Genomic DNA, 12,941 nt, shown 5'->3' with positions numbered 1-12,941 from the left:
AATTCGTTACTCTAAAAATTATTTTAAATTTAATAATGAATATAATTTTGCTGCCCGATCTAACGGTGCAACGTTTTCTTTTGTAACTTGTTTTTCCAGTTTAATAAAATCTATTTCATTTTTGACCGCACTTTGCTTGGCAACAGCATATTGCAATATCGCGATTTTGTAAGTATAGCCTTTATTAAAGCCTTCATCTAAATTCTTAATTAGCACATTTTTGTTTTCTTCCGAATAAAGCTGCGGATATTCCTGTAAAGCATACTCCATTAAGTATTCTCTCGTTTCCAACCATTTTTTATCTTTAAATCCATTCACCTCAAATTCCGTTAGGAGAATCGGGATGTTTCGGGTGTCTTCCGGTAAGGCTTTAAGTTGGTAATAATGAAAACTGTCGCCAATGCCTGAGGCAAAAGCATGAATAATGCGCTTTTCATAGCCGAAAAATTTATTGAGTTTTTCCGGGCTGGTAGCAATGACCTCTAAATAATTGCGTAACACTTTCGGGTCATAAAAACGGAAGAAGAACCACTTGCCGTTTTCGTCTTTCATCACAGGGAAGTGGCGAAGATGACGTAACACGGTGTCGAAATCATAACGGGAATGAATAAAGACGCCCAGTTCTTCATGCCAATTGAATCTAGTCATTGCCTCTTCATCACTAAACAAGCCCATTAATTCGCTTTCTGAGCTGTAATCAGGATAAGGAATCACTTCTACCAAATAAGGTGCGATGTCTTTGGTGATTTCAGCGAATTCCCCTTGAAACAGGCTTTCAATACGGCAATGAAAATTCTCAGGTGCTAAATATTTATGCTTATTGGCATCTAAGATGAAATAACATTTTAATTCGGGCAGCGGCTCGCCAAAAAGTGCGGTGTCTTTTTCCAACGTTTTTTCATCTAAAACCGGCATGAGAAAAGTCGGTTCCTGCCAATTTTCTGACCAACTCGGTTGAGTTATATCGGGCGGAATCGGCGTGTTAGGGAAGAGTAGTTTGAAAATCTCATCAGGTGCAAAGACTTTCGGGTGACGACCAAACTGCCTATCCAGCAATTTCACATTGTTGATTTGATGGCAAAGTAAGTAATGGGTCTCAGTAGCAAACTGTTCCTTGGGTTTCTCACCAACCAATTCGACGACTCGTACTTCACCTTCTTTTAACCCATTAGCTTGATATGCCAGCCATATTTGTCCATGCCGTTGAAAAAAGACTTCAGCCTTTAAGGGTGCCAGTTGGTAATAATAATGTGCCTTTTGCGTGCTAAAGGTCGTTTTGACAAGTTGTTCAAATGTTTCTCGGCTATCGGCAAAAGCCAATAGCGCGACGAATTGCTCAGAACTAGGGGACTGTTGTAGATAGGCAGTGGAAATCCAAAGGGAGGTGGACATAATGTTTTTTGTTAATTGGTGAAAAAAGTGAAAATATTGCGCGAAATCATAGCAATAACCAGTCAGAAGTTCAAAACAAAAGTGCGGTCATTTTTTAGGATGTTTTTTAAAAACACCTAAAATTTCCACCGCACTTTTACTCTGATTAATTTACTTCACTTCGTTATCTAATTCTTCTCGCAGATGACGTTCATTGATGAGTTTTTGTGTTGCTCGGCGTTCGTTGAACCAACCTTGTTTTTGGTTTGGGGTTTTCTTATTCCATTCGGTAAGTGCCAGTTCAATGGCTCGGTCGGCTTTTTTACGACTAAATGGTACACGCAGTGCAAAGGCATTACACAGCGCAATGTTAAATTTTAAGCCGAAGTTTTTAAAATCTCTGCCTACATAGTTTAAAAATTCCGGATTATCTTCCGTAAGATAGGCACGAATGGCGCGTAGGATTTGGGCGTTATGTTCTGAGCTTGGACTTGGATATACGCCGAACAGGGCAGTGACGCGGCGTTTGGAAAGGTAATCGTCAATCCAAACTTGCAATGAAAAACGCTCATGACTGCCAAACGCATATAAGCCGAAACGGCTGTAATTGATTCCGCCTAGCGGGTCACCTTGTTCCGGTACAAAGGCGATGGCATGGCTACCAAAGATAGTTTGCCAATAAATCACCCGTTTTTTGCGGTTGACACGGAAGCCACGTGGGCGAGGGAGGAAAAAGGCAAAGACCACTAAGATGAATAAAGCAGATAATAAAATGCAATGCTTAATAAATACTACTCTATCCTCTTTCCATCTATCTAAATAAGGTTTTCTATATTCTTCATATTCCATAAATGGAGTACTGGTAACAAATTTTCCTCCTTTTTTATATAGTTCAACATAATCTTTATAGTTTGGAATTATCATTTCATCAGGGGATTGTATCCATTTATAATCCCTTTTAAAATCATTTACTTGAGAGCTAAAAGGTTCATTTAAGCTATTTCCCCCGCCAAATCCAATAATCAAAAATCCGGCAAATAAGATAAACCGAATCAATCCTCGGGCATACCCATCAAAAATGGAATCCCGAATTTCAATTTCATCTTCGCCACGCTTACGAATGGAGTAGGCAATATCTTTGTTTGGGTTAATAAAAATCTTACTGAAAAACTCCCCGAGTTTGTCTAGCCAGTCTTTGTTTTCCTGTTGTTCTGCCATGTTTTCTTTATTCATCTCAAATAAAAGTGCGGTTGATTTTCCAAATATTTTAAAAAACATTGAAAAATTTTACCGCACTTTGTTTTAAATTGGTTATTTTACTTCGTTGTTTAATTCTTCCCGCAGATGGCGTTCATTTATGAGTTTTTGTGTTGCGCGGCGTTCGTTGAACCAGCCTTGTTTTTGGTTTGGGGTTTTCTTATTCCATTCGGCAAGCGCCAGTTCAATGGCTCGGTCGGCTTTTTTACGACTAAATGGCACACGTAATGCAAAAGCGTTACATAGCGCAATGTTAAATTTTAAGCCGAAGTTTTTAAAATCTCTGCCTACATAGTTTAAAAATTCTGGATTGTCTTCCGTAAGATAGGTGCGAATAGCGCGTAGGATTTGGGCGTTATGTTCCGAGCTTGGGCTTGGATATACGCCAAAAAGTGCAGTGACGCGACGTTTGGAAAGGTAGTCGTCAATCCAGAGTTGCAATGAAAAACGCTCATGACCACCAAACGCATACAAGCCGAAACGGCTGTAATTGATTCCGCCTAGCGGGTCGCCTTGTTCCGGTACGAAAGCAATAGCATGGCTACCGAAGATGGTTTGCCAATAAATCACCCGCTTTTTACGGTTGACACGAAAACCACGTGGGCGGGGGAGGAAAATAAAAAATAGTAAAACAATTGGCCAAATAAAATGAAAATAAGCTTTTATAGTTCTATATGGCCTTTTTTCTAAATATAATTGCTTATATTCTTCATAAGGAAGAATATTATCGTTTGGAAAGCTCTTTTTAAATTCATCAGATGTTCTTATTTTTATATGCTGTTGATATAACGGCATTATTCTTTCATCGGGATTAAATGCCCATGTGAAATCATACCTAATAGATTCTATTTGAGATGCAAATGGTTTATTTAAGCTATTTCCCCCACCAAATCCAACAATTAAAAACCCGGCAAATAGAATAAAGCGAATAAATCCACGGACATACCCATCAAAAATCGAATCTCGAATTTCAATTTCATCGTTGCCACGTTTACGAATGGAGTAGGCAATATCTTTATCTGGATTAATGAAAATCTTACTGAAAAACTCCCCGAGTTTATCTAGCCAGTCTTTGTTTTGTTGTTCTGCCATGTTTCCTCCTAATGCTTTTTCAATACCAGTTTAGTGAGTTTCGATTTCTTACGGTATTTATTGCCTTGATAATTCGGTACGCTGACTTGCACACTGAGGGCGAGTAAGTTTTCATAAGAAATAGTTCCCTCATCCACATCTTCCGAATAGGTGGTGATATTCATATAAGGCAACCGTTCATCATGAATGGTTATACCGGCTACGCCTTCCTGCTCAAATTCTGTTGTCGTATGAAGTTTTTCTTTCTCAATGCTTAATCGCCAATCTTCGTAACTCGGATAGACCTTTTTCACATTTTTGGCATAACCTTCCATTCTATCAATACGAATGGCTTTAGCATCCTGGGCAGTGTAAATACCCGGGTAACTCACCAGTATTTTGCGCGGATTGGAGCTATCCAATGATACGATCACCTCTGCGACAGATTTTAAGTAGCGTTGCATTTCAATGCGATAGAATTTTACTGAGTCAGTAATATATAACTGAGCATCTGTATAATTAAATTGACTACTGATTACTTGATCTTTAAAAGATTCAGATCGATCCTCAAGCCACTCGTAAGCTTTCTCTTGATTAGGTCCTCCCCAATACTTAGGACTCTTACCCCAAAAACCATTCTCAGCCCACAATTCAATATCTTCCAGGGCAAAATAGTTATAAATAATTGCAATGGTAATCAGCACAATCCCAATGCCTAAGGTGGCATAGGATAGGCCGGTGAGTAACGTCAGTGTGCCGGCAGACAAGGATGAACCCGCCAACATACCTAACGAGCCGATTGCGCCTTCAATGGCTAATCCGCCTCCCATGCTTAATAAGGCTGCGGTTTTGCCCACTTCATCGCTTTTATAATTGGCTTCCACCCAGTTGAAAATTTCAAACATCGCACCGACCCCGGCCAATCCCGTATTAACATTGATAATCGCATTTCGAATACGGGCCAGTGCCGAACCGGCACCTTTTTGTTCAAAATAACTTATCCATTTGCTTTGTTGCAGATTCTTGCGAGAGGTTAACTGTTCAAGTTCCGTTAATGCTTGGGAAGTGTGTTGTTCTAAACCCCCTTTCGGTGCATACATTCCGGCAATCACTTGCATAGAGGCTAAAAACGGATCACTACCCAGTTTTCCTAATTCTGTTTCCGCTTTGTTTGGTACAAAGAAGCCCAACACAACGGAAGCACTCAAGGCTTTATTTAATCCTGCCAATCCTTCCGTGATTTGAAATAAACCATATTGTCTTGGTGCATACTCTACTTTCAGCGAGCGAATGTTCTCTTGTAGCCTTTTTACATGCTTAGGTACCGCGGCTTGGCTTCGATGTGTCGGTAGGATTTTCTCAATCTCTTTGGTGCTTAATTTGGCTTGATATGTTGACCTAATGGTTTGTGGCACACTAAATAGTTTTCCAACATAACCCTTATGGCTACTACTCGCATAACGCACATAGATTTTATCAATTACCAGTTCAATGACTAAATCATAGGTTGCCATGTTGAAATAGCCTGTCTTCGCTACTTTTTCAAGCGCGCCTAAGGCTTTGGTGAAATCCGATAAATATTTTTTCAGAGACTCCACCGCCGGTGTGGCTTGCTGTGCATAAGGTGGGGCTTTATATGCGTCCGCATCTTCAATCGGTAAAGCAGCAATTAAGGCGTTACGTCCGTAAGGTGAAATATCCAATCCATGCAGAAAACCATGCATATAACAGCACCATGCATTTGCCGCCTCAACGTCTTCTGGATTACCGTCATACAAATCATATAGCGCACTGAGTTTATTGCTGTGTGTTGCAATAAAAGCGCTATGAGCATTTGCAACATTCTTAAAGAATGTACCAAAACGAGTTGGGATATAGGCCATTTTATTAATAGCATTTACTCCCGGCAGATCATCTTCCAATTGTAATTCCGCTTTTAACACATTCAGTACATCGGCGTCGCCATTAGCTTTTAAATGCTCCGAGTCAATATAATCAGAAAAGACCTTTTGATATAGTTGGGAGAATTTGATGGGGGCCGGTTCAATGGTCCGTAAACCCTGGTCGCGCAATTCTGCATTCGACATTTCAAGGCTATCCCGAGCAGACTTGACCTCTTCTTTATATTTATGTAGTGCGTGAGCATCAAGAATGCGGGCGGTCGAAATAGCATATTCATATTTCGCCAATACGTTATCTCGCTCTGCCGTTAGATATAAATGATATCCTGACAAATCTCTTGTTGTTCCTACAGGGTCTTCTAGAGCGACAATCACACCGTTTTGGCTATGCATGAGTTGATCTTTTATCTCTTCCCAGCCCGTCGGTTTACCTATCGGGGTAAAGCGATAGGCATTTGAGGTTAACGCCTGGTCAGTCATCATTTTGGTTTGTGGCGAAAAGTCTTTAACCGTTTGCTGTAAAGTGGCCATATTAATTGAGTAGCCTTGCGGATTTTTTAGCTGAACATTGCGCATCCAATGATTTCTCACTAAGGGATCGGTTTCTATTTTTCTTAGCAAATTCATGGGTAGGTCTACATCGGTAAACATCATATATGCACTTTCAATGGCTTTATTAAGCTCAATATAAGGCGTTGGTAAAATGACTTTGTTTATATAACCGGCTTCGTAATCATTAAATAGACTAAAGGAGTAGTTTATTCCGAACGCTTGGTTTCCTTGGTTAAAATCCACATCTTTTGAACGATAGCGGTAAATATACCAAGCCTGACCATTGGCCGCTTCTGCGCTAATTTCGAAACATCCTTTAACTTCGGCATTCACTGCTAAAATATACACATAACCATCACGTAAACGACGGGCATCATAATTTTCGTCGCCTGACGCGTTCTTCGGAAGTGGTGGCATTTCCCCTTTACTTTTTATGTTTTCAAATGCCTTATCGGTCAGGGCGAATCTTGTGGGATAAACTCGAATGCCTTCTTGACACGGTTTGGTTACTTCATCGGCAGGTTTTGCTTGTGGTTCATAATCTTGTTCGTTATTTGCCATTTTCTTGTTCCAAATTTAAGAGATTAAATAATTGTATTGCACGGGCTAAGGGTGCCGAGAACTTTTGTTCTAATTGTTTTTCAAGTGCTGCAAAATCTCGTCCATTTTTCACCGCACTTTGTTTTGCGACGGCATATTGTACGATTGCTGTTTCGTAAATATAGTTTTTGTTTCTTGCTTCATCCAAATTGTTAATTAATTGTTCTTGCTCCTGAGGGGAATAAACGTGCGGATAAGTTTTAAAAATATACCCAACCATTTTTTCTCTCGTTTCCAACCATTTTTTATCTTTAAATCCATTCACCTCAAATTCCGTTAGAAGAATCGGGATGTTTCGGGTGTCTTCCGGTAAGGCTTTAAGTTGGTAATAATGAAAACTATCGCCAATGCCTGAGGCAAAAGCATGAATAATGCGCTTTTCATAGCCGAAAAATTTATTGAGTTTTTCCGGGCTGGTGGCAATGACCTCTAAATAATTGCGTAACACTTTCGGGTCATAAAAACGGAAGAAGAACCACTTGCCGTTTTCGTCTTTCATCACAGGAAAGTGGCGAAGATGACGTAACACGGTGTCGAAATCATAACGGGAATGAATAAAGACGCCCAGTTCTTCATGCCAATTGAATCTAGTCATTGCACCTTCATCACTAAACAAGCCCATTAATTCGCTTTCTGAGCTGTAATCAGGATAAGGAATCACTTCTACCAAATAAGGTGCGATGTCTTTGGTGATTTCAGCGAATTCCCCTTGAAACAGGCTTTCAATACGGCAATGAAAATTCTCAGGTGCTAAATATTTATGCTTATTGGCATCTAAGATGAAATAACATTTTAATTCGGGCAGCGGCTCGCCAAAAAGTGCGGTGTCTTTTTCCAACGTTTTTTCATCTAAAACCGGCATGAGAAAAGTCGGTTCCTGCCAATTTTCTGACCAACTCGGTTGAGTTATATCGGGCGGAATCGGCGTGTTAGGGAAGAGCAGTTTGAAAATCTCATCAGGTGCAAAGACTTTCGGATGACGACCAAACTGCCTATCCAGCAATTTCACATGGTTGATTTGATGACAAAGTAAGTAATTAGTCTCAGTAGCAAAGTGTTCCTTGGGTTTCTCCCCAACCAATTCGACGACTCGTACTTCGCCTTCTTTTAATCCATTAGCCTGATATGCCAGCCATATTTGTCCATGCCGTTGAAAAAAGACTTCAGCCTTTAAGGGCGCCAGTTGGTAACAATAATGTGCCTTTTGCGTGTTAAAGGTCGTTTTGACAAGTTGTTCAAATGTTTCTCGGCTATCGGCAAAAGCCAGTAGCGCGACGAATTGGTCAGAACTAGGGGGCTGTTGTAGATAGGCGGTAGAAATCCAAAGAGAGGTGGACATAATGTTTTTTGTTAATTGGTAAAAAAGTGAAAATATTGCGCGAAATCATAGCAATAACTGCAGAGGAGTTCAAATTTTAAGATGGAAATTTAATAGAAAAGTGCGGTTAAAAAAACAAATAAATTTTTAACCGCACTTTATACCAACAACCTTATTCTCCCGCCCAAATTACCATCACCTTATCGTTATCCAATTCACGGCTAAAGGCGTAGTATTTCTCCGTTTTCGCGGTGGTTTGTTTACCTGCGCCGATGGCAGAGTGTTCTTGGCGGAAGTGGGCAAGTTTTTGCCAGTGGATGAGAAGCGCTTGTTTTTCGGCATTGTTGGTAAGTTCCTGCCAATTCATGTCAGAGCGGGTGCCTTGCATTGGGTCGGAACCTGTCGGGCCGAAGGCACGACCGCTTTCATCGCCATAGTAAATTTGCACGGCGCCCGGAGCGAGTAGCAATAAGTTAGCGGCAGTTTTTTGTTTGGCGACATTGTTTTCGCTGTCAGAGTGGAAAAACAATCGTGTGTCATGGGAGGAAAGATAACTGAGCACATTGAAATCGCTCAACTTGCTATTCATGTCTTGATACACCTCATCCATTTGGGCAAAACAGTTGAGAGCGTTCTTCGCTTGATCTTGAAAATCAAAATTGATCATGGCGTCAAAGCCATTTTGATAATAATCGCTTTTTAATACGCCGTGTCCCCATGCTTCACCGGTCATCCAAAAGTCGTCGCCCTGAGTTTCTTGCGGGTGTTTTTCTTGCCATTGGCGCAATGCAGCTTGTGCAGATTGTTTTAATTGTAGCCAAGTTGATTTTTCTACATGTTTGGCGGTGTCCACGCGGAAACCGTCCACGCCATATTTACGCACCCAATCGGATAGCCAGCCGATTAAATAATCACGCACTTTGGCATTTGGTAATGGCTTGGCGTTGGTTTGTTTGTGTTGAAAAATAGGTGGTAAATCGACCGCACTTTCGCTTTCGGTTTTTAAATCGGGTAGGGAAGCAAGGGACATTTTCAGGTCGTCAAATTTCGGACTGTCGTAATCGCCGATGTCGGAACGCACCCAATCTTTTCCCCACCATGTTGTCCAACCTGTTTTGTCACCGAAGTTAATATAATCGTTAAAACTGTGCCAGTTTTGACCTTGTTTAGGTGTCCAATTTGTCCATTTTTCACCGAGGACGGCGTTAATTTCTTCCGGTTTTAGATAAAGCGAGCCAAACCCAAATTCTTGCATGTCGGCGAGGGTGGCATAGCCCGTATGATTCATAACGACATCAAAAATCACTTTTATGCCGCGTTTATGCGCCTGATCGATTAGCGTTTTAAGATCCTCTTCCGACCCCATGTTTTGATCTATTTTCGTCCAATCTTGGTGATAGTAGCCGTGGTATCCGTAATGCGGAAAATCACCTTTTTCACCGCCACCGACCCAGCCGTGCATTTGTTCTAACGGGGAGCTTATCCACAACACGTTGATTCCTAGCTGTTGCAGATAATCCAATTTTTTCGTTAAGCCTTGCAAATCTCCGCCGTGGAATGTACCGATTTCTTGCATGCCGTCTTTGTGACGTCCATAGCTGTTATCATTTTTCGGGTTACCGTTATAAAAGCGATCGGTTAATACAAAATAGACGGTCGCATTCTTCCAGTTAAAAACGCTTGGTTTTTTAACCGCACTTTTTTCCAATAAAAGCAAACCACCGGCAAGGGGATCCGGTGTGAATGTGACTTTACCATTTTTTACCACTGCGCTTTTGCCTGAGTAGGCATCGCGCACGGTATCACCATCAGAAAAAGTTTGGCTGACGTCAATTTCCAATGGTTTTTTATCCCATTTCGGACAGGTTTTTGCCACGGCTTCCGATTCGGGTTGTTGTTCTATGCTAATGCGTAATGTCGGTGTGCCGCTGCGCGTGTCGATTTGAGCGAGATAATTGCCGTTGCGGAAAATGCGTAACTGAGGAGCGTCACCATGACAAGGTTCCAGAAAAACCGTTTGATTCAGTTTGACGGCACTTTGCGGTTGGAAACATTGATTATCCGTTTGAAATTGCAAAGGGTAAGTACCTTTATCTAATGTTGCCTGTCCTTGGAAGAGTTGCTTTTCGGTACTATCGGACAGCGTATTAAATTGCGGGTGTTGCCATGTTGCCATCGCGTGAGTGGCGCAGAATAGGGAAAGATAAAGTAGGGATTTTTGCATGGGACGTCTCCTGGTGTCGTGATGTCTGACATTGCCGAGGGTGTGATTTATTATCCTCGATTACGCAGAGTTTAGCCCCATTGGGGCTGTGCTAAGTTTTCCAAAGGGGAACAACCTTATGCTTAACCCAGGGTAACTTGTTACCCTAGGTCTGAGGATTTCCACGAGGTTATTTTTTACCCCTTCACACCACCGGCTGTTAAGCCGCCGATTAACCAACGTTGTGCCAGTAAGAATACGACGGTGATTGGGATGGCAGAAAGCACGGCAGCTGCAGCGAAGTCGCCCCATAAGTAGTTTTGTGGATAGAGATATTGTTGCATGCCGACCGCTAAGGTGTAGCTGTTCACATCGCGTAATAACAATGAGGCAACAGGCACTTCGGTAATCGCGGCGATAAAGGACAGAATGAAAACCACTGCCAAAATCGGTACGGAAAGCGGTAATAAAATCAAGCGGAAGGCTTGCCATGGGGTTGCACCGTCCAATGAGGCGGCTTCTTCCAAAGAACCGTCAATAGTTTCAAAATAACCTTTGATAGTCCAAACGTGTAATGCAATACCACCTAAATAAGCGAAAATGACGCCGCCGTGGGTGTTAAGCCCTAAGAATGGAATGTATTGTCCAAGACGATCAAATAAGGCATACAAGGCAACTAAAGAAAGTACGGCAGGGAACATTTGGAAAATTAACATGCCCTGTAACAATGTTTTTTTGCCTTTGAATTTCATCCGCGCAAAGGCGTAGGCACAGGTGGTGGAAAGCGTCACAATGCCGATGGAAGTGATGGTTGCCACTTTAATGGAGTTCCACAACCAAAGTAATACCGGGAAGGGTGGCGGTGTGACGGAGCCATCTGCATGTACTACATCAAAACCGAGAGCGGCTTGCCAGTGTTCCCAGGAAATTTGTTTTGGAATTAAATCACCTAATGCCAAGTTACCCGGACGCAGGGATATGCCGATAACCATTAACAACGGAAAAACAATCAAGCAAATGAATGCGATCAGAAGAATATGCGTTACCAATAAACGGTAGCGAACGGATTTAGATTGTACGATAGCCATAATTTATTCTCCCAATTAATCCAGTTTCATTTTGGTTGCTTTGATGTTGAGTAGTGCCAATCCGCCGACCAAGAGGAAAATGATGGTGGCAATGGCGGCGGCCAAACCAAAGTCTTGTGTGCCGCTGCCTTCAAAGGCGATACGGTAGGTATAGCTTACTAACAAGTCGGTGTAACCCGCCGGCGTAGTGGTGCCGATCATGTCCGGGCGGCCGTTGGTTAATAATTGAATCAATACGAAGTTGTTAAAGTTAAAGGCAAAGGACGCAATCATTAACGGGGTTAACGGTTTTAACAGCAACGGGAAGGTGATTTTGCTGAAGTTTTGCCATGTGGAGGCTCCATCCATTGCAGAGGCTTCGTATAAGTCTGACGGAATCGCTTTCAATAAGCCCATGCATAAAATCATCATATACGGATAGCCCAACCAAGTATTTACGATGAGAATCATGGTTTTGGCCAAGAACGGATCATTAAACCATTCCGGGCTGATGCCGAATAATTGATTCAGAATCATATTAATTTCACCAAAACTCTGGTTGAACAACCCTTTGAAAATCAAAATGGAAATAAAGGACGGTACGGCGTAAGGTAAAATGAGTAATAAACGATAAACACCTTTGCCTTTTAAGGCTTCCCATTGCACCACACAGGCTAACACCATGCCGAGGATCACGGTGAAGGCAACGGTTAAGAGGGAGAACACCACAGTCCAAATAAAGATTTGTACAAACGGTTTTTGAATACCCGCATCAGTGAAGATTTTAATGAAGTTTTGCCAACCGACAGTCACGGTGAAACCGGGTTCCAATGTTTCACTCAACCATTCACCGGTTTCATTCACCGCTTGGAAAAAGCCAATATCGTTGTTGGCTTTGTAGATTTTTCCGTTTTCATTGTTGGTTAAGAGATTAGTTTCACTGTTGAACGTGTAGCGTGGTTTTTGCTCGGAAAATTGACGCAGTGAACTCATGGTCAATTCATTGCCGCTTGGAAGCGTCACACGCATGGATTGCAGTGCGTTACGATTTTGCGTAATCACTTTAAGCGGTGCAGCTTCACCTTGTGGCTCTGGTTGCTCGGTGACGGTAATTTGCGCATCGCTTAATTTAATGTCTTCAGATAAGAAATCTTGATTGGTCGTTTTATTGTGTAACGCCAATTTATAGTTGCCATCGGCTTGCGGATAAAGTTTAAAGTCGTATTTATCGCCGGAAAAGTAACGTTGATCCGTTAATACGGAAACCGCCCGCTCAAAAGCAAGTTGGTTGGTGCCGCTGTAATTGGTGAACGCAATGGCAATGGTGGCAACCAATGGAAACAGAATGAAAATGATCATGCCGGTAATGCCGGGATAAACATAACGCCAGGCATAGGTTTTTTTATTGCTGAAGATATACACGCCGGAGGTTAGTATTACTAAGGTTAAAATAGCGAATAAATACTCTCCTTGCGAATACATTAACATTACTAAATACAGATCAATTAGCAACACGGCACCTGCCAATAGATATTTCATCCATTGCGGCGATGGTGATTTCGCTTGAGTCGGGGATGGTTGCATAAAACACCTCGAAAAAT

The 12,941-nt window shown here is 41.8% G+C and carries 8 protein-coding genes; all 8 read right to left on the bottom strand.

Annotation, left to right across the window (positions count from 1 at the left end):
- Positions 1–18: 18 nt before the first annotated feature.
- Positions 19–1,392 carry a DUF4123 domain-containing protein gene (locus tag EL144_RS08550; protein WP_065336497.1) on the bottom strand — a complete coding sequence of 458 codons (1,374 nt, stop codon included), beginning with the start codon at positions 1,390–1,392 and terminating at the stop codon, positions 19–21.
- A gap of 150 nt (positions 1,393–1,542) precedes the next feature.
- A complete protein-coding gene (locus tag EL144_RS08545) occupies positions 1,543–2,589 on the bottom strand; it encodes a hypothetical protein (protein WP_032995413.1) in 1,047 nt (348 codons plus the stop codon).
- 93 nt (positions 2,590–2,682) lie between these two features.
- Complete coding sequence (locus tag EL144_RS08540; protein ID WP_005704921.1) at positions 2,683–3,720, bottom strand: hypothetical protein; 1,038 nt, start codon at positions 3,718–3,720, stop codon at positions 2,683–2,685.
- Between the two features lie 8 nt (positions 3,721–3,728).
- The gene (locus EL144_RS08535; RefSeq protein ID WP_005704920.1) at positions 3,729–6,713 is read right to left on the bottom strand and encodes a toxin VasX; all 2,985 of its coding nucleotides are present in this window, start codon (positions 6,711–6,713) and stop codon (positions 3,729–3,731) included.
- On the bottom strand, positions 6,703–8,091 hold the full coding sequence (locus EL144_RS08530) for a DUF4123 domain-containing protein (RefSeq protein ID WP_065336496.1): 1,389 nt from the start codon (positions 8,089–8,091) through the stop codon (positions 6,703–6,705). Before EL144_RS08530 ends, EL144_RS08535 begins: the two co-directional genes overlap by 11 nt.
- Positions 8,092–8,242: 151 nt before the next feature.
- Positions 8,243–10,294 carry an alpha-amylase gene (locus EL144_RS08525; protein WP_005703313.1) on the bottom strand — a complete coding sequence of 684 codons (2,052 nt, stop codon included), beginning with the start codon at positions 10,292–10,294 and terminating at the stop codon, positions 8,243–8,245.
- A gap of 176 nt (positions 10,295–10,470) precedes the next feature.
- Positions 10,471–11,361 (bottom strand): maltose ABC transporter permease MalG, encoded by an 891-nt coding sequence (gene malG, locus EL144_RS08520; RefSeq protein WP_005703312.1) that lies wholly within the window; start codon positions 11,359–11,361, stop codon positions 10,471–10,473.
- Positions 11,362–11,376: 15 nt separating this feature from the next.
- Positions 11,377–12,924, bottom strand: coding sequence for a maltose ABC transporter permease MalF (malF, locus tag EL144_RS08515; protein WP_005703311.1), 1,548 nt, complete (start codon positions 12,922–12,924; stop codon positions 11,377–11,379).
- Between the last annotated feature and the right edge of the window lie 17 nt (positions 12,925–12,941).

It is taken from the genome of Aggregatibacter aphrophilus ATCC 33389 (assembly GCF_900636915.1).
GTDB classification, from domain to species: Bacteria; Pseudomonadota; Gammaproteobacteria; order Enterobacterales; family Pasteurellaceae; genus Aggregatibacter; species Aggregatibacter aphrophilus.
This window is presented reverse-complemented; position numbering and strand designations above follow the sequence as displayed.

What these genes read in the sequence shown, in the direction of transcription:
- EL144_RS08525 (WP_005703313.1), bottom strand. Translation starts at nt 10,294, where the DNA reads ATGCAAAAATCCCTACTTTATCTTTCCCTATTCTGCGCCACTCACGCG.
- EL144_RS08540 (WP_005704921.1), bottom strand. Translation starts at nt 3,720, where the DNA reads ATGGCAGAACAACAAAACAAAGACTGGCTAGATAAACTCGGGGAGTTT.
- EL144_RS08535 (WP_005704920.1), bottom strand. Translation starts at nt 6,713, where the DNA reads ATGGCAAATAACGAACAAGATTATGAACCACAAGCAAAACCTGCCGAT.
- EL144_RS08545 (WP_032995413.1), bottom strand. Translation starts at nt 2,589, where the DNA reads ATGGCAGAACAACAGGAAAACAAAGACTGGCTAGACAAACTCGGGGAG.
- malG (WP_005703312.1), bottom strand. Translation starts at nt 11,361, where the DNA reads ATGGCTATCGTACAATCTAAATCCGTTCGCTACCGTTTATTGGTAACG.
- EL144_RS08550 (WP_065336497.1), bottom strand. Translation starts at nt 1,392, where the DNA reads ATGTCCACCTCCCTTTGGATTTCCACTGCCTATCTACAACAGTCCCCT.
- EL144_RS08530 (WP_065336496.1), bottom strand. Translation starts at nt 8,091, where the DNA reads ATGTCCACCTCTCTTTGGATTTCTACCGCCTATCTACAACAGCCCCCT.
- malF (WP_005703311.1), bottom strand. Translation starts at nt 12,924, where the DNA reads ATGCAACCATCCCCGACTCAAGCGAAATCACCATCGCCGCAATGGATG.